We start from the raw sequence: 20,713 nt of genomic DNA, 5'->3' as shown, positions 1-20,713 counted from the left end.
ACCATTCCGGAGGCGGCGCTGCTTGCCGCCTCCGGCCTTCCGGATTGCAAAAAGGGTGCAAGAATGACCCGCTGGATGCTGCCGGCCTTCCTGGCTGTAGGCGTGATCGTGACATTGCTGCTGATCGTCGGTCCGGCGGTCTATGCCGTGTCGCTGAGCTTCTTCGACCTGCCGTCGCTGACCTCCGACCCGGTCTGGGTGGGGTTGGCGAAATACCAGGCCGTGCTGGCAAGCGCGGAGTTCTGGAACGCGCTGTGGAACGGCATCGTCTATGCCGGGCTGGCGATCGTTCTTCAGGTGGTGCTGGGCATCAGCTTCGCGCTCATCCTGCACCAGCCGTTCCGTGGCCGGGCTCTGGTGCGCGGCATGGCGTTCCTGCCCTATCTGCTGCCGACGGTGATTGCGGTGCTGACCTTCAAATGGATGGTCGACGGATCGCTGGGCATCGTCACCATCCTGATGGACGATTGGGGCCTGCCGCCGATCTACTGGTTCGAAACCGAGCAGGCGGCGATGATATCGGTGATCCTGATTTCGGTCTGGCTGTGGACGCCCTTCGTCACCACCACCTTCCTGGCCGGACTGCAGACGGTGCCGACCCAGCTCTACGAGGCTGCCCGCGTCGACGGCGCCGGGCCCGTCCGCCGGTTCTTCCATGTCACGCTTCCGGTGCTGCGGCCGATCCTGACGGTGATCGTGCTGCTGCGCGGGGTGTGGATGTTCAACAAGTTCGACGTCATCTGGCTGACGACGGGCGGCGGGCCGCTTGGGGCGACCGAGCATCTGCCGATCCTGTCCTACCGGACGGCCTTCGCGCTCTACGACATCGGTACGGGCGCGGCGGTCGCGACGATCTCCTTCCTGTTCCTGTCGCTCGCCGTTTTCCTCTATTTCCGAGCCTTTCCCATGGAGGACGATGCATGACAACCGCATCGCGCCGGCCGCTCGCCCGTATCGGCCTCTATCTCGCGGCGATCGCCATCGCGCTCTACAGCGCCTTTCCCATCTACTGGATGGTGTCGTCGTCCCTGCGTCCGACGCCGGAGATGCTGCTCAACCCGACGCTCGTGCCGACCGAGCTGACCTTTCGGTACTATTACAGCCTGCTTGCCCAGACCGATTACCCCCGGCAGTTCCTGAACAGCCTGATCGTCGCCCTGTCGACGGTGGTGCTGACCATGTTCCTGTCGGTGATGATCGCCTATGGCGTCACCCGGCAGAGGATCCGGGGCAAGAAGGCGATCATCGCCGGCATGCTCTATGCCTACATGTTCCCGCCGCTGCTGCTCGCCATCCCGCTCTACGCGATGTTCACCAAGGTCGGGCTGAACGACACGCTCTTTTCCCTCGTTATCTCGCATCTGACCATGACCATGCCGCTCGGGGTCTGGTTCCTGTGGGGGTTCTTCAAGGCGATGCCGTTCGAACTGGAGGAGGCGGCGATGGTCGATGGCTGCACGCGGCTCGGGGCCTTCCTGAGGGTGGTGCTGCCGCTCTCCGTGCCGGGGCTGGTGACGGTGGCGATCTTCGCCTTCCTGCTGTCCTGGACCGACTACACGTTCGCGCTGGTGATGATCGGCTCGGACGTGAACAAGACCGTGCCGCTCGGGCTTGCCTCCATGATCGGTGCGTTCGACCTGCGCTGGGGCGACATCATGGCCGGATCGACGCTGATCGCGATGCCGCTGTTCATCGCCTTCATCCTGCTGTCGCGCTATTTCGTGCAGGGCCTGACGGCCAGCGCGGTGAAAGGTTAGGTCATGGCTCTGCGTATTCTCGGCGCCCCGCAACGCTACGTCCAGGGACCCGGCGCGGTTGCCACGCTCGCCGAGGAGGTCGAGCGGCTGGGAGGAGGCCCGGTTGCCATCGTGATCGATCCGGTTGCCCGCGACCTGCTCGGCGAACAACTCGGGCAATGCCTTCCGCAGGCGCGTCTGCTGTCCTTCGGGGGCGAGTGCACGGCGGAGGAGATCGAGGCGCGCGCCGCTGAGATCGGCGAAGCGCGCCTGATCCTGGGCATTGGCGGGGGCAAGGCGATCGACACGGCCAAGGGTGCGGCGATCCTGCGCGACCTGCCGGTTGCGATCGTTCCAACGATCGCCTCCAACGACAGCCCGACCAGCCACATCGCGGTGGTCTATACCGCCGATCACGCGGTCGAGGGCGTGCGCCACATGCGGGCCAATCCGGTTCTGGTGCTGGTCGATACGGCCGTCATCGCGTCCGCGCCGCGCCGCTTCCTGGCCGCCGGCATCGGCGATGCCATGTCGAAACCCTATGAGCTGGCCGGGGCACTGGCGGGGGGCGGCCTCAACTTCTTCGGCGGCACCCCGACCGAGCTGACCAGGGCCATCGTCGAACGTGCCGGAACCATCCTGCTGGAGGACGGGGAAGCGGCGATGCGGGCCGGGGAGCCGGACGAAGCCTTCGAGCGGGTCGTCGAGGCGGCGATCCTTCTGAGCGGGCTGGCGTTCGAAAGCGGCGGGCTTTCCATCGCACACTCCATGGTGCGCGGGTTCTCGGCCATGCCGCAGCTCGCCCGTCTCCTGCATGGCGAGATGGTGGCGCTCGGCACGCTGACGCAGCTCGCCGCCGGGCAGGGCAGCGAGGCGGAGATCGCGCAGCTTTCGGCCTTCTTCCGGCGGATCGGATTGCCGGTGTCGTTCGCGGAATTCGGGCTGACCGAGGAGGCCGATTTCCGGAAGATGGCCGAGATCTCCCTGACGGCGCCCTATGCCGGGAACTACATGCGCCGGCTGGAGCCGGACGATCTGGTCGCGGCCATGCGCGCCCTCGACGGGCGGTCTTGATGAGCCCATCACACCTGCGGGGAACTTCCATGCGAACGGCAATTGTAACGGGCGGGGGAACCGGCATCGGGCGCGCGACGGCGGAAGGACTGGTCGGGCGCGGCTGGAACGTCGTCGCGGCGGGCCTGGAACGCGACGACGCGCTGTCGAGCGAGGTTTCCTTCATCGAATGCGACATCACTGACGCGACCGCCCGCAAGGCGCTCTTCGCCTCGGTGCCGGAGTTGCACGGGCTCGTCAATTGCGCCGGTGTGATCCGCTTTGACGACGAATGGACGGAGGACGGTTTTCGCAAGGTGATGGACATCAATGTCGGCGGCAGTTTCGCTGCGGCCAACGCCGCCCTGCCGGCGCTTGAACGCGCGGGCGGCGCGGTCGTCAACATCGCCTCGATGTGGAGCTGGTTCGGCAACGCGGCGGCGCCCGCCTACTCCGCGAGCAAGGGGGCCGTCTCCTCCATGACGCGTTCGCTGGCGGTTGCCTGGGGCGGGCGCGGCGTTCGCGTCAATGCGGTGGCGCCGGGCTGGGTCGACACGAAACTGTCGGCCCGGGCGAAGGCGGATCCGGTACGCGGACCGCGGATCGAGGCGCGCATACCTCTCGGTCGCTGGGCGCAGCCTGCCGAGATTGCCTCGGTCATCGCCTTCCTGCTGTCGGAGGAGGCCTCCTACGTTCACGGGGCAATCATCCCCGTCGATGGCGGTTATCTGGCCGCCTGACCCGGGCAAGAACCTGGTGTCGTACCGCTACTGATAATCGGAGAAATCCGGCGCCGGCAGGAGTGTCGACAGCCTCGGGCGGTGGCGTCCGCCGAGGACATGGAAGATGTCCCCGAAGATATAGGTCCAGGGCACCGGATAGCGCGATATCTCGCCATCATGGACATCGCCCGGGCGCTCGCGCGGAGAACGCGCAGGGTTCTCGACCAGCGCCGGAAGCAATGCGTCGAGCCGCCGGTTCATCTCCTCCCACCAGGCCTTCGCGAAGGGCGTTTGCGGTTTGAACACGAAGGCGCAGCAGCCGATCAGGCTGCGGAACTGCAGCTGCAGCCACTTGCGATGCAGGTAGGCGCCGACCCGTTGGTCGAGGCTTTCACCCAGCAGGCAGCTTGAAGAGTACATGTTGGAAATCGCGCCGGGGGAGGGCTCCCGGTAGCCGGCGGCCCAGATCGCGGCGTTCCCGTCCAGCAGCCGGAAGGCCGGTTCCCAGCTGTGGTAGTGGGGCTTGATGTCGGCATAGCCGCCGCCATGGTGCAGCATGGCGTAGCAGCGCAGGAAATCGGCCCGATGCGCGAGATTGAGATAGGGATAGGCGGGATGCAGATCGCTGGCGGGGATGAAATCCGCCACCTGCTCGGCCGTGATCAGCTCGATCCTGCAGCCTGAGTGGTAGCGAAGCGCGGCAAGCCCTTTCTTCCGGTTCTCCGTCAACGGGTTTTCCCCGGTCCAGAAACAGAAGATCCGGCGCTCGAGCATGGGTTCGCATCCCGCGGGAGAAGGGCTGGCGGAGGTGCGGAAGCACGGACGCTGCCGGTCCCGCTGACATTGCTCCTAGCTAGCACGGCCCGGATGCGTGCGCAGCCCTGCGATTTCGCAGCCTGCACCCGCCTCCGGCCCGTTCGCGGTTCAGAACGTCTCGCGTTCGCCGGTGACGCTTTCCAGGAACTCCCGGTCGAGGCGCACGCCGATGCCCGGGCCTTGCGGCACCGCCATCATGCCGTCCTCGGTCTCCAGGCTTTCCACGATGATGTCCTTGCGGAAATAGCGGCTGGCGCTCGAGGTGTCGCCCGGCTTGCGGAAGTTCGGCAGAGTGGAGAGGTGGATGTTGTGGGCGCGGCCGATGCCGGCCTCGAGCATGCCGCCGCACCACACGGGCACGGCCCAGGCGGCGGCGATGTCGTGGATGCGCATCGCCTCCGCATGGCCACCGACCCGGCCCACCTTGATGTTGATGACCCGGGTTGCATCGTTGGCCATCGCCTTGCGGGCGTCTGCGGCCGAGCGAATGCTTTCGTCGAGGCAGATCGGCGTGACGATTCGCTGCTGCAGCACGGCATGGTCGTGCAGGTCGTCATAGGCAAGCGGCTGCTCGATGTATTCGAGGTCGAAGGCGTCGAGGGCGCGCATCACCTTGGTGTCGGCGAGCGAGTAGGCTGTGTTGGCATCGACGCTGAGCCGGGCGCCGGGCAGGGCGGTCCGAACGGCCGAGACAAGCGCGATGTCATGCCCGGGCTGGATCTTCAGCTTGATCCGCTTGTAGCCCTCGGCGTGATGGCGTTTCGCCGCCTCGACCGTTGCCTCGATCGTGTCGATGCCGAGCGAGACACCGACGGCGACCTTGTCGCCGGAGCCGCCAAGCAGGGTCTTGAGCGGCAGGCCGAGGGACTTCGCCCACAGGTCCCAGAACGCCATCTCCACGGTCGCCTTGGCCATCCAGTGGCCGCGCCAGGGGGCGAGCAGGCGTTCGAGTTCGCCCGGGTTGGAGAAGCTCTTGCCGACGACATTCGGCAGGATCGCCTCGCGCAGGAAATGGGTGGTGGCCGATATCGTGTCGTCGAGATAGTCCGGCAGCGGGTCCATGACGCCCTCGGCGATGCCTTCCAGCTCGCCGGACTTCAGCACCAGAACGGGCAGGACCTTCTCGCGCATGGTTCCCGTCGAGGTGGTGAAAGGGTTGATCAGCGGCAGGTGAACGATGCGCAGTTCGGCGCTGTCGATGGTCAGGGCTGCGGATTGCCGGGCGGCAAGCGGAGAGGTCATCTGGGGTCCTCGAAGGATGCTGGAAAAGCTGGAAAGCGGTCGTCGCCTGTCAGCTGGCGAGCGGAACGGTGAGCGCGGAGGCAAGCAGGCGGCGGGTGTAGTCATGCGCCGGGCCGGCGAAGAGGCGCTCTGCCTCGGCCAGTTCGACAATCCTGCCCTCCTGCATCACCGCGACCCGGTCGGCGATATATTCAACAACGGCGAGATCGTGGCTGATGAACAGATAGGTGAGGCCGAACTCGGCTCGCAGCTCCATCAGGAGGTTGAGCACTTCCGCCTGGACGGAAACGTCGAGCGCCGAGGTCGGCTCGTCGCAGATGACGATCTCGGGGCGGGAGATGAGCGCCCGGGCGATCGCCACACGCTGTCGCTGGCCGCCTGACATCTGGCTCGGATAGGCGTCGAGCATGCGCGCGGGCATGCGCAGGATGTCGAGCAGTTCGCGCACCCGCGCGAGCCGCTCGGATGCTGCCACGCCGCCGGCGATGACCAGTGGCATCTCGATGAGCTGGCGCACGGTCTTGCGCGGGTTGAGCGAGGAATAAGGGTCCTGGAACACCGGCTGGACGCGCGCGGCGAACTTGCGCCGGGCGATCGAGGAAACCGGCTTGCCGTCGAGAAAGACCTCGCCCGAGGTCGGTGCCTCGAGGCCGAGCAGGATGCGGGACAGGGTGCTCTTGCCGCTGCCCGATTCCCCGACCAGCGCCAGCACCTCGCCCCGCCGGAGATCAAGACTCACTCCGGCAAGCGCGTCGAGGTTTTTGGGTTTGCCGAAGAGGCCGCCGCTGAGCTGATAGGTGCGTCGGATGTCCCGGATTTCCATAACCGGATCGGTCGTGCTGCCTGTCACGGGCGTATCTCCCGGCTCGCGGTGTCGTCCGCTTCCTCGCTCCAGCGGATGGCGCCCAGCGTGTCGCGGCCCCAGCGCATGCCGCGCCGCGGCACGGAGGAGAGCAGCGCCCTCGTGTAGGGGTGCTTTGGACGGCTGAGGAGGTCGTCGACCGGTCCGCCGTCGACCGTGCGCCCGCCATACATGACCTGGACGCGATGGGCGATGCGCGAGACGACGCCGATGTCGTGGCTGATGAAGACCATGGCGAGGCCGCGCTCCTGCTGCAGCCCGGCGATGAGGTCGAGGATCTGCGCCTGTACCGTCACGTCGAGCGCCGTTGTCGGCTCGTCGGCGATGATCACCTCGGGATCGCACAGGAGTGCCATGGCGATCATCACCCGCTGCCGTAATCCCCCGGAGAGCTGGTGCGGGTAGACGTCCATTCGCTCGCGCGGATGCGGGATGCCGACCCGGTCGAGCAGGTCGATGGCGCGTTCGCGCGCCTCCTTCATCGGCGTCCTGCGATGGCGGAGCCAGGTTTCGGTGAGCTGCCGCCCGACGGTGAGCACCGGATTGAGGGCGGTCATCGGTTCCTGGAAGATCATCGCCATGCGCTCGCCGCGCAGGTCCGCCATTCGCCGCTCGCCCAGCGTCAGGAGATCGGTCTCGCCAAGGCGCATCTCGTCGGCGGTGACGGCGATGCGTTCGGGCAGCAGGCGCATCACGGCCATCGAGGTGACCGACTTGCCGCAGCCGCTTTCGCCGACGATGCCGAGCGTTTCGCCGGCCGCGACTTTCAGGTCGACGCCGCGCACGGCGGCGAGCGGTCCGGCATGGGTGGGGATGGAGACTTCGAGATTGCGGACACTGAGCACGGTCATCCCCGTCCCTCCGGGGTGAGAACGTCGCGCAGGCCGTCGCCGATCAGGTTGATGCCGAGCACGAGGATGGCGATGGCCGCGCCGGGAAGTGCGATCAGACGGGCGTCGAAGAAGACCATGCCCTTGCCCTCCGACACCATCAGTCCCCATGAAGGGGTCGGTGGCTGAACGCCGAGACCGAGGAAGGAAAGCGCCGATTCCAGCAGGATCGCATGGGCCACCTCGAGCGAGCCGATGACGACCAGCGGCCCGACGAGATTGGGCAGCAGCTCGACGATCAGGATGCGCGGCGTCGAGGCGCCCATGGCGCGCGCGGCGGTGACGAATTCCTGGTTACGCAATTGCTGGGTGGCGGAGCGCACGACGACGGCGAAGCGGTCCCACAGCAGCAGGCTGAGCACCGCGACGACGATCCACAATTCACCGCCGAACAGCGACACGACGGCAAGGGCGACGAGCACCACGGGCAGCGCCAGGCGCACGGAGACGATGAAGGTGACGAGGCTGTCGACCTTGCCGCCGAAATAGCCGGCGAGAAGCCCGAGCGTGGTGCCGATGATGCCGGAGCCGAGCGCGGCGGTGAGGCCGATCAGCATCGAGACGCGGGCCCCGTAGAGGATGCGGGAGAAATAGTCCCGGCCGAGCGCGTCGGTGCCGAAAATGTGCTCCCACGAGCCCTTGTCGGACCAGACCGGAGGCACGAGCCGCTTGCTGAGATCCTGAAGGTAGGGATCGTGCGGTGCGATCAGAGGGGCGGCAAGCCCGACAAGCAGCACGGCAAGGACGATCGTACCGCCGATCAGCAGGCCGCGATGCGCCCTTGCGCGCTTCATCAGGATGCGGCGGGGCGAGGGATGGGGAAGACTGGAGGCGACGGTCATCGGGTCAGCTCACGCGGATGCGGGGATCGAGCCAGGCGTTGATCACGTCGGCAAGGAAGGTCAGCCAGACATAGATCATCGCGTAGACGAGAATGATCGCCTGGATGGTCGGGAAATCGTTGCGGGCGATGCTTTCCCAGGCGAGCAGGCCGACACCGCGAATGCCGAACACGCTCTCCACGACGACCGAGCCGCCGAGGATGAAGCCGAATTCGACCGCGGCGACGCTGATCACCGGCAGGATGGCGTTGCGGATGGCGTGGCCGAACAGGACCTGGCGCGGCAGCATGCCCTTGGCCCGCGCCGTGCGGACATAGTCGGAGGCGAGCGCATCGATCATGCCGGCACGGCACAGGCGCAGCATGGAGGGCGCGGCGTAGTAGCCCAGCACCAGCGCCGGCAGCACGAAGTGGGCAAGCGTCTGGGAACCGGAGACCGGCAGCACCCGCAGCTTGACGGCGAAGAGCCAGATCAGCATCAGTCCGAGCCAGAAGCTTGGCGTCGCCTGGCCGATGGTGCCGAAGGTGAGGGCGGCACGGTCGGACACCTTGTTCTGGCGCATCGCGGCGATGATGCCGAGCGGGATCGACAGGACCAGCGCGACGATGATGGCGAGAACGCCGAGCGTCGCGGTCGCCGGAAAGCGCTCCGCGAGCAGGCTGACGACAGGCTTGCTGAAATAGATGCTGTCGCCGAAATCGCCGCGCGCCGCATTGGCGACCCAGGCGCCATACTGGACGAGGATCGGCCGGTCGAAGCCGTAGCGGGTGCGGATGACGGCGATGTCGTCTTCCGTGGCGCCTTCGCCGGCGATCGCGATCGCGGGGTCGCCGGAGACGAACATCAGGCCGAAGCTGATGCCGGAGACGACCAGGGCGACGAGGGCGGCGATCGCCAGTCTCTTGAGGGTGAAGCGGAGCATGCCGGGCCTTTGCGGGAAAGCTGTGCCACGGCGCGAGACATCGCGGCAGTCAGCGAAAATGAACGGGTCCGGCGCCGCATCCGGGCGCGGCGCCGGACCCCTTGCCGTTACTTCCAGCTTGTCGCGTAGAAGCGCGGCAATTCGTCAGCCGACGGCGTGAAGTCGAGCTGCGCGTTGTAGGTGTAGTTCTTGGTGTAGCTGAACAGCGGCAGCCAGTAGACCTCGTCGGCGATCAGCTGGAGGGCCTCCGTGTAACCGGCCTTGCGCACGAAGGCATCCGTCGCCAGATCGGCGCGGCGGACGGCTTCCTGGAGGGCCGGATCCTTGGCCGGATCGTCCGGACCGCCACCGAAGAAGTAGCTGGTGATGGCAGAGACGTCGGGGATCGAGGACGAACCCCAGGTCATGTTGGCAACCGGCGCCTTCCCTTCCCGGATCAGGTCGCGTGCGGCGGCGTATTTCATCCAGCGCAGGTTGGCCTTGATACCGACCTTGGCGAGATCGCCCATGATCGCCTCGGTCACTTCACGGTCACGATAGCCGTAGAGGTCGACGCTGAAGCCGTCCGCCTTGCCGGCTTCGGCAAGCAGGGCCGTTGCCTTCGCCGGGTCGTAGTCATAGGCGGCGACGTCGTCGGTGCAGCCGAACTGGGTCGGGTGGCAGGCGGCATTCACCACCTGGCTGTTCTCGCCCATCAGGTACTTGGCGATGCGGGCCCGGTCGATGGCGTGGCCGACGGCCTTGCGCACGCGCACGTCGGTGAAGACGTCGGTGCCGCTCGTGCCCTTCACGTCGAAGGTCAGGTAGCTGATGCGCATGGTCGGCGCGTTGACCGACGTCAGGTGCGGTGCCTCGGCAAGGGCGGCGGCCTGGTCGTTGCTGATGCCCCAGACCCAGTCGACGCCGCCGGTCATCAGCTCGGCGATCTGCGTTGCGCCGTCCGAGATGGTGCGGTAGGTGATCGCGCCGATGGTCGGCTTACCCTTGGGGCTGCCCTCGAAATAGGCCTCGTTGGCTTCCATCGTCACCGTGTCGCCGGTACCGAAGCCCGTCACCTTGTAGGGGCCGGTGCCGTTCGCCGGGACAGCGGCGAAGCGCTTGTTGCCGTCGCTGCCGGCCTCGGCCTTGTCGAAATGTCCCTCGGCCATGATCGGCAGCACGAGGGCCAGATAGGAGAGGGCGGCGGGGAAAGGCTCGTTGAGATGCAGGCGGACCGAATTGTCGCCGATCTTCTCCACGCTCTTCAGCCACTTGATGTCGCCGTAGTTGAGGACGGCGTTCTTCGGGTCGACGACGAAGTTCAGCGTGTAGACCACATCCTCGGGACCGAAGCTGCTGCCGTCATGGAACGTGACGCCGTCGCGCAGGTCGAATTCGAGCGTGTAGGGGTCGACCTGGCGCCAGGCCGTGGCCAGAAGCGGCTCGAAGGTCTGGGCGGCCTGGTCCCAGTAGACGAGCCCGTCATAGACATGCTGCGAGACAACGACCGCCTCGCGGGACGTGTCGAAATAGGTGTCGGCCGCGGTCAGTTCCTTTTCCGCCGACCACACGAGCGTGTTCTCCGCGGGTCCGGCAAGGGCCGGGCTGGCGAAGGGAGCGGCGAGGAAGAGGGATGCGGCAAGTGCCGTTCCGAATTTCAAGCTGTTCAGGGACATCTGGACCTCCTGGGCGCTGGATCGCCCTTAATCGATATTTTGTTACGATTATCAAATAATGATTATCGACATCGTTATTTAAACGTGGCAACTTATTGCTTGTCAAGCGCGGCCGTCTCGTGCGGCAAATGAGGCGAGGGGAGCGACGACACGCCATGAACGAACAGGCCAGGCCACCGGTGCTTGCCAGCACGCTCGAACGGGGGATGCGGGTGCTGGCGCTTTTCCGCGACAACCACGCCCCGCTCAGCTTGACGGAAATCGCCGAGGCGGCGGGGCTGGAGAAGAGCGCCGCACAGCGGTTGACCTACACGTTGCACGCGCTTGGTTATCTTGACCGCGACGAGAAGACCCGCCGCTATCGGCCGGGTCTCCGGATGCTCGATCTCGCCTATGCCTTTCTCATTCACGACCGGCTTCTGGAGCGCGCGTTGCCGCGCATGATCGAGGCGAGCCGGACATTCCGGAGCACCGTCAATCTCGGCGTTCTCGACGGTCACGAGGTCGTCTACAAGGCCCGGATTCCTCATACGAGCCTTGCCTATGACACGACGCTGATCGGCGTGCGCCAGCCGGCGGCGGTGACGGCGGTGGGGCAGGTGATCGCCGCCTTCTCGCCGCCCGAGGTGCTGGAGCGGATGATGGAGCCGGGCCTGCCGGAGCCGGTGACGCCCTTCACCTGCCAGGATCCGAAGATCGTGCGGGCGCGCGTCGCCCAGGCGCAACGCGACGGCTATGTCATCTCGGTGCAGCAGATCATGGTGCAGGAGATCGTCATCGCTGCGCCCGTGATCGGGGCGAACCGGCAGGCGGTCGCGGCGATCAGCATGCCCGTCTATCTGCCCGAATGGGACGAGGAGCGGGTGCGCCGCGAACTCGTGCCGGCAATCACCGACGCATCGCGGACGATTTCCTCGATCGTGGCGCTGAGCTGACGCGGGCCGCCGTCACATGACCTGGAGTGTCGCGGCGGCGAGGGCCGCATAGCGGCCGGTCTTGGCAATGGCGACCAGCACGAGAAACACGACGAAGCGCTCGCGCATGATGCCGGCCGCCAGCGTCAGGGGGTCGCCGATCACCGGCATCCAGGAAAGCAGCAGCGACCATTTCCCGTAGCGCGCGTACCAGCCCTGCGCCCGCGCCAGCGCGGCTTCGCCGACCGGGAACCAGCGCCGGCCGCGAAACCGCTCGATGCCCCGTCCCAGCATCCAGTTGATGATCGAACCGAGCGTGTTGCCAAGGCTTGCCACGACGACAAGGCCGCCCACCGGGTGCCCGGCCAGCAGCAGGCCGGCAAGCAGCCCTTCCGATTGCAGCGGCAGCAGCGTTGCCGCTCCGAAAGCGGAGAGGAACAGCCCCCCGTAGATGCCAAGCAGCAGCATGTGTCGCGGCGATCCTTCCGTCCCGTTTGTCCAGCAGCCTATAGGCCAGCGGGCGGCCGCCGTCACGCGCGGAGGAGCGGATCAGGCATCGCTGGAAAGGGCCCGGATGGGGAAGGAGCGTCCGCCGGGCCCGCCAGCTGGGGTGGGAAAGGCGCTGGCACTGGTCCGGCGGACGCGAAGGGTTTTTATCCGCGACATGTTTTACGTCGATGGGGCGTCGCGGTTCGTTGTGTGGCGGCGGGCGGGAGACGGGCTGACCTTCCGTCGACCGGCAGTGCCGCTTATTCGATGAACCAAGAACCGTGCCAAGTGCGAGATGGTGGCGTTCCTGACGGAAAACCGTGCACCGGGCGCGCTTGGCCGCGTCAAGGCTGCGGTGGTGACCTGTTCGATCCGCATATGGCATCGGTGGATTCGCGTTTCGCGAAGAAACATTCCCGATTTGCAATCGTATTCAGTTTGTCGCTCCGCGAAGTTCGTTGCGCGGATCGTGAAATGATCGGAAAGACCGGGGTGATGACCGGTCGTCAACGTTCGGGAAGCATCCACGGGATCGACGCAGGTGGCCTGGCGGCCGGCTGGCGTGAAATGAGCCGGGGCCGCTGATGGCGGCTTGCTTGCGCATCGTCCAGGGGGAGTTGCTCTTCGCCGGTGAACCGCTTTTGAAGCGGTGTGGTACGCCCAACGGAAGTAGACAGAGAAAAGAAAAACAATGGCTTAGGCGAAAAATCGTCTAACCAACGAGCCATTGATTCACATAGCAAAATTAGGAAATCTCCTAACCGTTCCAAGTGAGTGGAAGGTCTTCCGCCGATACAGTGCCACAACCGAATTCGTTCTGCTGATACAGGTCTTTATGTCGAGCGACCGCGCCGGGATCAAATCACGCTCCCGCAACCAAAACAAAGAATCAAGAACTTCGCTAAGCCAATCGGTGGCTTTTTTTGTTTTGGTTGCTCACTGCCTGGTTCATAAAAATCAATGACTTAGGTTCACAGGTTCAAATCGTGGGTCGTGTATCCCGCAACCGACCACACACCGGCGGAGATCGTCGCATTGTCCGAAATTTGCATACAGACTTCGGACTCCTTGCTTGCAGGGTGTCCGAAATAGAACTACAAATTTCGGACATGGTGGACACTGCAGTAGATTTAAAAACCGCGATCCTGAAGCGTATCGAAAAGGGTGCGACAAGAGGAGTCTGGACGCCGCGAGACTTCCTCGACCTTGGCGCGCGCGACGCCGTGGATAAGACACTGCAGCGGCTGACACGCGCTGGAAGTTTGCGGCGGGTGGATCGGGGGCTTTACGACAAACTGTCGTTCAACAGTCTGACACAGAAAAGCAATCCTCCCGACCCAAGACAGGTTATCGAGGCCATCGCCCGGCGGGACCAGATCCGCGTACTCGTCGACGGTATGACTGCCGCCAATGATCTCGGACTTACGAATGCGGTTCCTGCAAAAATCGTAGTGCACACGGATGCGCGGCTCAAGTCGATCTCGCTTGGCCAACTTGGAATCACGTTCAAACCAACCGCTGCGAGCAAGCTGTACTGGGCCGGCCGGCCGGCCATGCGCATCGTCCAGGCATTGCATTGGCTACGGGACACCATGGGCCAGGTCGATGACGACGCAATTCTCAAGCGTCGTCTGAACGCAATTCTTCATAATCCGAAAGATGGGCAGGTGCTTCGGACTGACCTGTTGACGGGCCTGTCGACGTTGCCGAGCTGGATGCAGAGCCTGTTGCGGCCGATGTTGAAAGAATAGGCTGGCACATGATGAACCCCGCATTCGATCAGGTCATCGCAGCAGACGATGAGACAAGGTTGGGTCTTTACACGACGACAGCGCAACGCCTCGGTACGACGCCCCAGAATGTCGAAAAAGACTTCTGGGTCTGTTGGACCCTTGATGTGCTCTTCAATGGATTGGCAGACCGGCCACGCTTGCTGTTCAAGGGCGGCACATCGCTCTCCAAAGGGTTTGGCCTGATCAAGCGCTTCTCGGAAGATATCGATGTCACTGTCTTTCGTGACGATCTGGGAGAAGCGGCCTCAATCGAAGAGCTGGAGGCTCTCAGTGGTAAGAAACGCGGCAAAGCTCTGGATGCAATCAAAGCAGCGTGCGAGGCTTACATCAATGGCCCGTGCCTAGCGGAGCTGTCCGCGATCATAGGTGAAACGGCCAACCGCAATGGGTTAAGCACGGAACAGTTCCGCATTGAGCCCGACCCCGAAGACAGTCAGGCGCTCTATGTGCGTTATCCGACGGCAACGCCCGAAGATGCCTATGTCGGCAAGGCTGTAAAGATCGAGTCCGGCGCGAAGTCGGCTCTCGATCCCAATTCAGTTCGCGTCATCCGGCCATATCTGGAAAGCGATATCCTAGGTATCGATCTGGGTGTCGGTAACGTCACAACAGTCGATTCTGAACGAACCTTTTGGGACAAGGTCGTGATCCTGCATGGGCTTCGGCGCTGGTTCGATAATCGTGGCGAACTCAAGGGAAACGGTCAGCGGGTTTCGCGCCACTACTACGACCTATTCCAGTTGCTGGCTTCAGGAGCCGGGCAGAGGGTGTTGAAAGATCGCGAACTGGGCGCCGACTGCGTGGCCCATGCCCGCATGTTCTTCAATCGCCCGGCCTTCGATCTCGCGACGGCAACGCCCCCCACATTCTCCCTTCGGCCCGAGGGCAAGATGCTCGATGACCTCAGGCGCGACTATCGCGCCATGTCGGGCATGATCTTCGGAGAAGCTCCTGTCTTTGAAACGATCATCGAGGATATCATTGAACTTGAGACGGCCCTGAATGCTCTGGCAGAAGGAGCTGAAGAAAGCGACGGCCAGGAACATGGCTAAGAAAACAAAAGTCCGGAAACCGCGCCGTGATCCAAAGTCATCGCCTAAACCGGACAATGCTGATTCCAACGCCGGCAGGAGCTTTCACTATCAGGACGCTGTGTCTGCCTGGCTAGCGGCAGCAATATGGACTGGTCAGCGAGCACCCGCCATCGTGATCCCGGAAGGTGGTGACGATATTGAGCTGCGTGATGAAGCAACGAGCTTTGTTCAGGTCAAGAGCGGGTGTGAGCACCTTGGGACTATACGGAAGGCGAGACAGCCAGACACATTGAAGATCTATGGAATCGGTCGCTCGCCTCCGCGCCGTGGCCGGAGCGACTGGAACTCGTTCTTGAGCGGGAGGCGGCGGGCCTCAGTCCTCTCAATGACCACCCCGCAGTCCGTTTGATCGAAGGTCCGATCAGTACCAGACTTGCAAAATTCAATGGGGCTTCCGATTTTCTCCCGAAACCGTCGCTCACCATGGCGACCTCACCGCAGGAATGGGCGATCAGTCTAATCGTAGATCGGCTGACCTGAACCCGCATCCTCCTCCAGTTTGAGGTAGAATCCGCCCCAACGAGGAGACGGACGATGAAGCCGAATGACACGGCTGCACTCGGCTTGTTCTGGGCCAAGACAGTCACATCACCATCTTTGGACTCTTGTCCCGATACGCAGCCTTTAGCTCCGCTCTACAAACCGGTCCTGCACCATTTTCTGGATGTAGCGGCGTCCGCACTTGCCTGGCAGAGCGCCCGACCAGCTTTCATCGACCGTCTCGGGGCGCGCATCGGTGTGAACCAGGATTGCCTCATCCAAACCTCTGCCTTCCTGGCCGGGCTGCACGATCTGGGCAAGATTTCCCGAAGTTTTCAGGCCAAACGGCCGGATCTTTGGCCCGAGGCAGGGCTCGGCAGGCAGGTGCGAGTTCCTGAACGTGCTCATTGGCGTAACACAGCGCTGCTTCTGCGGGCGGGGCCTTTGCAGGACAAGTTGTTTGGCCTTTTCCCGGGCATCCTGGGCAAGGATACGGATTGTCTTGCGCCCCTCATCGCCGCGGTGGCGGGCCATCACGGTCAGCCCCCAACGGCTGATGAACTCAACGCAAAGCCGAATGATGCGGCGCACGATCCGCAACTCGGTGCCGAGTGTGTTGGGCTCGCCAGAGTTGCTTTCCAGCTTTTGCGAGAAATTGTCGGGCCCTGTCCACTCTCTGGCTTGACCAGCCTTGCTGCATTCAAGGCGTGGTCCTGGTCCCTGTCGGGTCTTGTGACCCTTTCCGATTGGATCGGTTCCGATGCGGAGCATTTTCCGCTCCAACCTGTGGAGACACCATTGCCTGACTACTGGGCACTTGCCCAGACCCAGGCCAAAGAGGCACTTCTTGGCAAGGGTCTGATGACATCGCCCATATTTTCCGCCCCGACGCTAGGCAGGGTTTCCCCTTTGGCGAGCCGATCGCCTCGTCCACTACAAGCATTCGCGAACGCCTTCGAACCGGCTGAGGGGCAGCAGCTTGTCATTCTGGAAGACACAACGGGTGCGGGCAAAACCGAGGCCGCCCTGGTTCTGGCGGCGCGCATGATGGCTGCGGGCAAAGGAGAAGGCGTATTCTTTGCGCTGCCCACCATGGCGACAGCGAATGCCATGTATGAGCGCCTTGCCGGGGCGTACGCAGCCCTTTTCATCGATGGCGCTCAACCGTCGCTTGTTCTGGCCCATGGGCGCGCCGGCCTTTCCGTTCCCTTCCAGGCGAGTGTCGGTTCACCGCTGGCCAATGGTCACCTAGAAGAGGAGACGGCATCGCGGTTTTGTGCAAGCTGGATCGCCGACAGCCGCAAGAAGTGTTTTTTCGCCGATGTGGGTGCGGCTACCATCGATCAGGCCTTTTTGGCGGTCTTGCGCAAGAAACACCTCACCCTTCGTCAGTTGGGCCTTGGCGGGCGCATTCTGATCGTCGACGAGGCCCACTGTTTCGATGCCTACATGAACGAGGAGATGTATACGCTGCTGGAACTGCAAGCCATGCTTGGCGGGTCGGCGATTGTACTTTCGGCGACTTTGACCTTAAAACAAAAGCAGAACATGGCGGAGGCCTTTGGGGCAGGCCTCGGGCTACGAGATGCCGGTGATCTGCGCGAGGAAATCGTCAGCCGGGACTATCCGCTGGCGACGTCGGTCGAGGCCGGCGGCGTGTCGGAACATGCTCCAGGCTTCGATGTCTCACTTCGGCGACGCGTGAGCGTCAGGCGGTTGGGCAGCCGCGAGGAGGCCGTCACGGAGGCGCTGAATGCCGCCGCGGACGGGGCCGCGGTTGCGATCATCTGCAACGCCGTTGACGAGGCGATTTCCGTCCATGCCGAAATCAGGGCCCACTTCGGCGAAAAGGCACATCTGTTCCACGCTCGGTTTGCCCAGTCGGACCGGCAGGCAATCGAAGACGAGATGCTGCTCCGCTTCGGCAAGGCGGGGACGAAAGAGGGGCGGTCGGGCCATGTTCTGGTGGCTACCCAGGTCATCGAGCAATCCCTGGATCTCGATTTCGACCTGGTGATTTCCGACCTGGCGCCGATCGACCTGCTGATCCAGCGTGCGGGGCGGTTGTGGCGGCACGCGGACAAGCGGCCGCCGGCAACGAGACCGATTGCGGGGCCCATGCTCATGGTGGTCAGTGCCGACCCGGGCGCGGTCTCCGGCGCGGATTGGCTCGAACCGGTGTTGGGGAAAGCCGCGTTCACATATCGGGATCCTGCGATTTTGTGGCGCTCGGCGCGGGAAGCCTTCTCGAAGGGGCTGATCGAAACCCCCGGAGATTTCCGGCCGATGATCGAGGCCGTCTACACAGAAGCGGATTTGTCTGATGTTCCTCCCTGTCTGAGAGCCAGGGCTCAACGGGCACAGGGAGAGGCCAGCGGGCAGGGCAGCCTTGGGCGGTTGAATGTCGTCGACTTGCAGGCAGGTTACGCCGGCCTGTCGGGGCAGTTAAGCGCTGACGAGGACATCGGCACCCGGCTTGGCGAGCCGACCGTCACATTGCGGCTGGCGCGGTCTGAGGCAGGACGCCTGGTGCCGTGGTCAAACACGGCCGACCCTGCGACCGCCTGGGCCATGTCGGAGATCCGGGTTCGCACGAAGTGGCTTGGTATTTCGCTGCCGGTTGCCGATGACGAACCAAGGGCCGCTTTGCGAAAACATTGGCCGGAGTGGGAGCAGCAAATTCCTGTGGCGATTGTGAACGATCGAGGCTGCGTGGATTTCGGACGAGGGAGCGCGGCTGACTTTCGCTATCACGACACAATTGGCTTTAGGAGGAATGGCGAGAATTCTCCCGAGGATGCACTGGTTGATTTCATTCATAAATGATTAAGTAGCTGAAGGTTGCAGTCTTCAATGTGCCCGCAACCAACCCAACGTTGGTCTAGGCGAGGCATCATGACCTTCAACCTTCTTTCTGATCGTATGTTTCCGGTTGTTATGCGTGGCGGCGGGCGGGTCTGGTTGAGCTTTCCGGAGCTGGCTGCGGGGCGAACTGCGGACGACGAGTACGCCCTGGATTTCGATTGGGGGCGTCCGGATCTGGATACCGCGTCCTTCGAGTTGTGCATTGGCATCTGCCAACTCGCCTTCGATATCCGCAACGGCGACGATTGGCGGCTGTTGTGGACCGCGTCGCTGAGCGCGGAAGCGATTGCCGGGAAGATCGAGCCGCTGCTTTCTGCTTTCGTGCTTGATGGCGACGGGCCGCGTTTTCTTCAGGACCTGGAACCGTTCGAGGTCCTCGCGAAAGAAGCGGATATCAATGCGATCGAGGCGCTTTTCATCGATACGCCGGGGCAGAACGGCCAGAAGAAAAACGCGGATCTCCTGACGCATCGTGATCGCTTTGCGGGGCTGGGCCTGCCGGCCGCAGCCATGGCGCTTTATGCGCTGCAGGCTTTTGCGCCGGCCGGCGGGGCGGGCAACAGGACATCGATGCGCGGTGGCGGGCCGCTGACAGCCTTGGTGATGCCCACCGCCGCTGATGGCGAGGCGCCTGTGTCCCTGTGGCGGAAAATTCTCGCCAATGTCTGTTACGCGGATCGCGTCAAACCAGGGAACCTTGAAACGGTTCTGCCCTGGCTGTCGCCGACCCTGACCTCCGGCAAGGAGGCCGGGGGGCGGATGATCAACCCGGCGCGGGACGGGGCGGCGCATCCGCTTCAGGCGTTTTTCGGCATGCCGCGGCGACTGCGCCTCGTTTTTGCCGATGCGCCGGGAACCTGTGCGCTGACCGGGACAAAAGGGCCGGTTGCCGTCGGTTTCGTGCAACGGCCGTTTGGAGTGAACTACGGGATCTGGCGCCATCCGCTGACGCCGTACCGGCGCCAGAAGGAGGGGGCCGAACCCTATTCGGCCAAACCGAAAACCGGGCGCTTCGGCTATCGCGACTGGGTCTCTGTCACCATCGGGCAGCAGGAGGGGCTGCTCGCCGACATGGCGGAGACAGTGGCTTGCGCACGGCGGGAACGTGGCGGGGCCCTTCTTTCGTGCGGCGCCGATCCGCGGATCAGGGTTGCCGGCTGGGCCATGAACAACATGGAAGCGGTTGCCTATCTGTTTTCCGAGCAGCCGTTGCATCTGGCACCAACAGCAGCCAAGGCGGAGCTTCTGGAGAAAACGGCACGTGACCTGGCCCGGTCTGCCGACCTTGCACTCTCGGCCTTGCGGGACGCGCTCCGGCGCGGCCTGTTCGGTCCTGCCGGTGCCGATGGCGACAAAGGCGTTCTGAGCCAGGCGCAGACGGCGTTTTACGAGCAGACCGATGCAGCGTTCCATGAATTGCTTGACCGGTTGCTGGTCGATGCCGGGGGAAAAGACGATGCCGGGCGCGCGATTGCCGACGGTTCGCGGCGAGCCTGGCTCAGCCGGCTTCGCAGGACCGCCCTCCGGCTTTTCGATCAGCTCGTGCCGGTGCCGGTCGATGATTTCGAGAAAGCGGAGCCGATTGTTGCGGCCTACCAAGGGCTCGCCCTGACATTGAGCGGCTACGGCAAGGTTGGAGCCAGGCTGTTTGCCGAGCTTGAACTTCCGGTGCCGGAAAAACGACAACGAACCGGACAGGAGGAGCGGGAGGAAGCATGAGGGTGTTCCTGAACGATGAAGCTGTGAATGCCGTCCTTGCCTGGTGGCATGAACTGCATCCCGCTGCAAACGGGCGTGGCGGCAACCGGGGAGGGCGGGCCAGGTTGCGGCGCGCCGAGACGCCGCTCGATGCGCTGCTGGAAGCGGAAACCCAGGCGCTGATCGGCGGCGTTCTCACGGCGCACGGCAGCAGCCGTGCCCGCAGCCGTGCGGCCGACCTCAACCTCCAGACACGCCTCGCCATCTTGGCGATGGCACTGGCTCAGGTTGCGCCTGGCAAGAGGGGAGACCTGAGTTTTGCCGAGATGCTCGGCCGTACATCCGACGGAAAATATGCGGGAAAGGAAGATCGCAGGCGTCTGTCTCCGGCCCGCTTTGGAGCGCTGCTTCGTGCCGCCGACGATCCGGAAAACCTGTGCCGTCTGGTGCGGCGGGCCGTGAAAGTCAGTGGCGATGCCGGGTTCAACATTCGCAAGTTCGTGCGCGACGTCCTTGCCTTTGACGACGACACGCGCCGCGACTGGACCTTCGAATATTACCAGACCCACAGGCCGGGAACGAAAGACACCGGCACGGAAACCGATCTGCCCCAAACGGCGGACGCCTGAGGAGACCCCGA

At 64.0% G+C, this 20,713-nt stretch carries 19 protein-coding genes; 11 read left to right on the top strand and 8 right to left on the bottom strand.

The features are described 5' to 3' along the window. Window positions 1-63 precede the first annotated feature (63 nt). From ACQY46_RS16725 to ACQY46_RS16710, 4 genes are read left to right on the top strand one after another with little or no spacing between them, the layout of a single operon-like run. On the top strand, window positions 64-924 hold the full coding sequence (locus tag ACQY46_RS16725; RefSeq protein WP_428697144.1) for a carbohydrate ABC transporter permease: 861 nt from the start codon (window positions 64-66) through the stop codon (window positions 922-924). Beyond that, the gene (locus tag ACQY46_RS16720) at window positions 921-1,757 is read left to right on the top strand and encodes a carbohydrate ABC transporter permease (protein ID WP_428697143.1); all 837 of its coding nucleotides are present in this window, start codon (window positions 921-923) and stop codon (window positions 1,755-1,757) included. The genes ACQY46_RS16725 and ACQY46_RS16720 overlap by 4 nt, the downstream gene beginning before the upstream one ends. Window positions 1,758-1,760: 3 nt before the next feature. After that, complete coding sequence (locus ACQY46_RS16715; protein ID WP_428697142.1) at window positions 1,761-2,810, top strand: glycerol dehydrogenase; 1,050 nt, start codon at window positions 1,761-1,763, stop codon at window positions 2,808-2,810. Window positions 2,811-2,839: 29 nt separating this feature from the next. After that, the gene (locus ACQY46_RS16710) at window positions 2,840-3,529 is read left to right on the top strand and encodes an SDR family NAD(P)-dependent oxidoreductase (protein WP_428697141.1); all 690 of its coding nucleotides are present in this window, start codon (window positions 2,840-2,842) and stop codon (window positions 3,527-3,529) included. 27 nt (window positions 3,530-3,556) lie between these two features. On the opposite strand, the gene ACQY46_RS16705 is transcribed toward ACQY46_RS16710, so the two are convergent. The 7 genes from ACQY46_RS16705 to ACQY46_RS16675 all read right to left on the bottom strand — a co-directional run bounded on the left by ACQY46_RS16705 (window position 3,557) and on the right by ACQY46_RS16675 (window position 10,740). Next, complete coding sequence (locus tag ACQY46_RS16705) at window positions 3,557-4,285, bottom strand: hypothetical protein (RefSeq protein WP_428697140.1); 729 nt, start codon at window positions 4,283-4,285, stop codon at window positions 3,557-3,559. 150 nt (window positions 4,286-4,435) lie between these two features. Next, window positions 4,436-5,569, bottom strand: a complete 1,134-nt coding sequence (gene menC / locus ACQY46_RS16700) for an o-succinylbenzoate synthase (RefSeq protein WP_428697139.1) — start codon at window positions 5,567-5,569, stop codon at window positions 4,436-4,438. Between the two features lie 49 nt (window positions 5,570-5,618). Continuing rightward, window positions 5,619-6,419: an ATP-binding cassette domain-containing protein gene (locus ACQY46_RS16695; protein WP_428697138.1), complete on the bottom strand. Its 801-nt coding sequence runs from the start codon at window positions 6,417-6,419 to the stop codon at window positions 5,619-5,621. Next, on the bottom strand, window positions 6,416-7,282 hold the full coding sequence (locus ACQY46_RS16690) for an ABC transporter ATP-binding protein (protein WP_428697137.1): 867 nt from the start codon (window positions 7,280-7,282) through the stop codon (window positions 6,416-6,418). The genes ACQY46_RS16695 and ACQY46_RS16690 overlap by 4 nt, the downstream gene beginning before the upstream one ends. Further along, window positions 7,279-8,163 (bottom strand): ABC transporter permease, encoded by an 885-nt coding sequence (locus ACQY46_RS16685; RefSeq protein ID WP_428697136.1) that lies wholly within the window; start codon window positions 8,161-8,163, stop codon window positions 7,279-7,281. Before ACQY46_RS16685 ends, ACQY46_RS16690 begins: the two co-directional genes overlap by 4 nt. Window positions 8,164-8,167: 4 nt before the next feature. After that, window positions 8,168-9,085 carry an ABC transporter permease gene (locus ACQY46_RS16680; protein ID WP_428697135.1) on the bottom strand — a complete coding sequence of 306 codons (918 nt, stop codon included), beginning with the start codon at window positions 9,083-9,085 and terminating at the stop codon, window positions 8,168-8,170. A 107-nt stretch (window positions 9,086-9,192) separates the two neighbouring features. Continuing rightward, complete coding sequence (locus ACQY46_RS16675; RefSeq protein ID WP_428697134.1) at window positions 9,193-10,740, bottom strand: ABC transporter substrate-binding protein; 1,548 nt, start codon at window positions 10,738-10,740, stop codon at window positions 9,193-9,195. 155 nt (window positions 10,741-10,895) lie between these two features. Here ACQY46_RS16675 and ACQY46_RS16670 point away from each other — a divergent pair, with 155 nt between their 5' ends. Then, window positions 10,896-11,675, top strand: a complete 780-nt coding sequence (locus tag ACQY46_RS16670; protein WP_428697133.1) for an IclR family transcriptional regulator — start codon at window positions 10,896-10,898, stop codon at window positions 11,673-11,675. 12 nt (window positions 11,676-11,687) lie between these two features. Here the strand turns inward: ACQY46_RS16670 and ACQY46_RS16665 are convergent, their stop codons facing one another. Next, window positions 11,688-12,122 carry a YqaA family protein gene (locus ACQY46_RS16665; protein ID WP_428697132.1) on the bottom strand — a complete coding sequence of 145 codons (435 nt, stop codon included), beginning with the start codon at window positions 12,120-12,122 and terminating at the stop codon, window positions 11,688-11,690. Window positions 12,123-12,521: 399 nt separating this feature from the next. On the opposite strand from ACQY46_RS16665, the gene ACQY46_RS16660 reads away from it, so the two are divergent. The 6 genes from ACQY46_RS16660 (at window position 12,522) to casB (ending at window position 20,702) form a co-directional block, all read left to right on the top strand. After that, complete coding sequence (locus ACQY46_RS16660; RefSeq protein ID WP_428697131.1) at window positions 12,522-12,728, top strand: hypothetical protein; 207 nt, start codon at window positions 12,522-12,524, stop codon at window positions 12,726-12,728. Window positions 12,729-13,252: 524 nt separating this feature from the next. Next, window positions 13,253-13,894, top strand: coding sequence for a DUF6088 family protein (locus ACQY46_RS16655; RefSeq protein WP_428697130.1), 642 nt, complete (start codon window positions 13,253-13,255; stop codon window positions 13,892-13,894). 8 nt (window positions 13,895-13,902) lie between these two features. Further along, entirely contained in the window at window positions 13,903-14,988 is a 1,086-nt protein-coding gene (locus ACQY46_RS16650) for a nucleotidyl transferase AbiEii/AbiGii toxin family protein (RefSeq protein WP_428697129.1), read from the top strand. Between the two features lie 576 nt (window positions 14,989-15,564). Beyond that, entirely contained in the window at window positions 15,565-18,336 is a 2,772-nt protein-coding gene (gene cas3, locus ACQY46_RS16645) for a CRISPR-associated helicase Cas3' (RefSeq protein ID WP_428697128.1), read from the top strand. Window positions 18,337-18,405: 69 nt separating this feature from the next. Beyond that, window positions 18,406-20,094, top strand: a complete 1,689-nt coding sequence (gene casA, locus ACQY46_RS16640; protein WP_428697127.1) for a type I-E CRISPR-associated protein Cse1/CasA — start codon at window positions 18,406-18,408, stop codon at window positions 20,092-20,094. Further along, entirely contained in the window at window positions 20,091-20,702 is a 612-nt protein-coding gene (casB, locus tag ACQY46_RS16635; RefSeq protein ID WP_428697126.1) for a type I-E CRISPR-associated protein Cse2/CasB, read from the top strand. The genes casA and casB overlap by 4 nt, the downstream gene beginning before the upstream one ends. Window positions 20,703-20,713 lie beyond the last annotated feature (11 nt).

The sequence above is a fragment of the Stappia sp. genome (assembly GCF_965276915.1).
In the GTDB taxonomy this organism is placed as follows: domain Bacteria; phylum Pseudomonadota; class Alphaproteobacteria; order Rhizobiales; family Stappiaceae; genus Stappia.
Note: the sequence above shows the minus strand (reverse complement) of the source record. Positions and strands in the feature narration are given on the sequence as shown.

Excerpts from the sequence above, each read along its gene's own strand:
- ACQY46_RS16725 (WP_428697144.1), top strand. The coding sequence starts at position 64 with ATGACCCGCTGGATGCTGCCGGCCTTCCTGGCTGTAGGCGTGATCGTG.
- ACQY46_RS16720 (WP_428697143.1), top strand. The coding sequence starts at position 921 with ATGACAACCGCATCGCGCCGGCCGCTCGCCCGTATCGGCCTCTATCTC.
- ACQY46_RS16715 (WP_428697142.1), top strand. The coding sequence starts at position 1,761 with ATGGCTCTGCGTATTCTCGGCGCCCCGCAACGCTACGTCCAGGGACCC.
- ACQY46_RS16710 (WP_428697141.1), top strand. The coding sequence starts at position 2,840 with ATGCGAACGGCAATTGTAACGGGCGGGGGAACCGGCATCGGGCGCGCG.
- ACQY46_RS16705 (WP_428697140.1), bottom strand. The coding sequence starts at position 4,285 with ATGCTCGAGCGCCGGATCTTCTGTTTCTGGACCGGGGAAAACCCGTTG.
- menC (WP_428697139.1), bottom strand. The coding sequence starts at position 5,569 with ATGACCTCTCCGCTTGCCGCCCGGCAATCCGCAGCCCTGACCATCGAC.
- ACQY46_RS16690 (WP_428697137.1), bottom strand. The coding sequence starts at position 7,282 with ATGACCGTGCTCAGTGTCCGCAATCTCGAAGTCTCCATCCCCACCCAT.
- ACQY46_RS16685 (WP_428697136.1), bottom strand. The coding sequence starts at position 8,163 with ATGACCGTCGCCTCCAGTCTTCCCCATCCCTCGCCCCGCCGCATCCTG.
- ACQY46_RS16680 (WP_428697135.1), bottom strand. The coding sequence starts at position 9,085 with ATGCTCCGCTTCACCCTCAAGAGACTGGCGATCGCCGCCCTCGTCGCC.
- ACQY46_RS16675 (WP_428697134.1), bottom strand. The coding sequence starts at position 10,740 with ATGTCCCTGAACAGCTTGAAATTCGGAACGGCACTTGCCGCATCCCTC.
- ACQY46_RS16670 (WP_428697133.1), top strand. The coding sequence starts at position 10,896 with ATGAACGAACAGGCCAGGCCACCGGTGCTTGCCAGCACGCTCGAACGG.
- ACQY46_RS16665 (WP_428697132.1), bottom strand. The coding sequence starts at position 12,122 with ATGCTGCTGCTTGGCATCTACGGGGGGCTGTTCCTCTCCGCTTTCGGA.
- ACQY46_RS16660 (WP_428697131.1), top strand. The coding sequence starts at position 12,522 with ATGGCATCGGTGGATTCGCGTTTCGCGAAGAAACATTCCCGATTTGCA.
- ACQY46_RS16655 (WP_428697130.1), top strand. The coding sequence starts at position 13,253 with ATGGTGGACACTGCAGTAGATTTAAAAACCGCGATCCTGAAGCGTATC.
- ACQY46_RS16650 (WP_428697129.1), top strand. The coding sequence starts at position 13,903 with ATGATGAACCCCGCATTCGATCAGGTCATCGCAGCAGACGATGAGACA.
- cas3 (WP_428697128.1), top strand. The coding sequence starts at position 15,565 with ATGAAGCCGAATGACACGGCTGCACTCGGCTTGTTCTGGGCCAAGACA.
- casA (WP_428697127.1), top strand. The coding sequence starts at position 18,406 with ATGACCTTCAACCTTCTTTCTGATCGTATGTTTCCGGTTGTTATGCGT.
- casB (WP_428697126.1), top strand. The coding sequence starts at position 20,091 with ATGAGGGTGTTCCTGAACGATGAAGCTGTGAATGCCGTCCTTGCCTGG.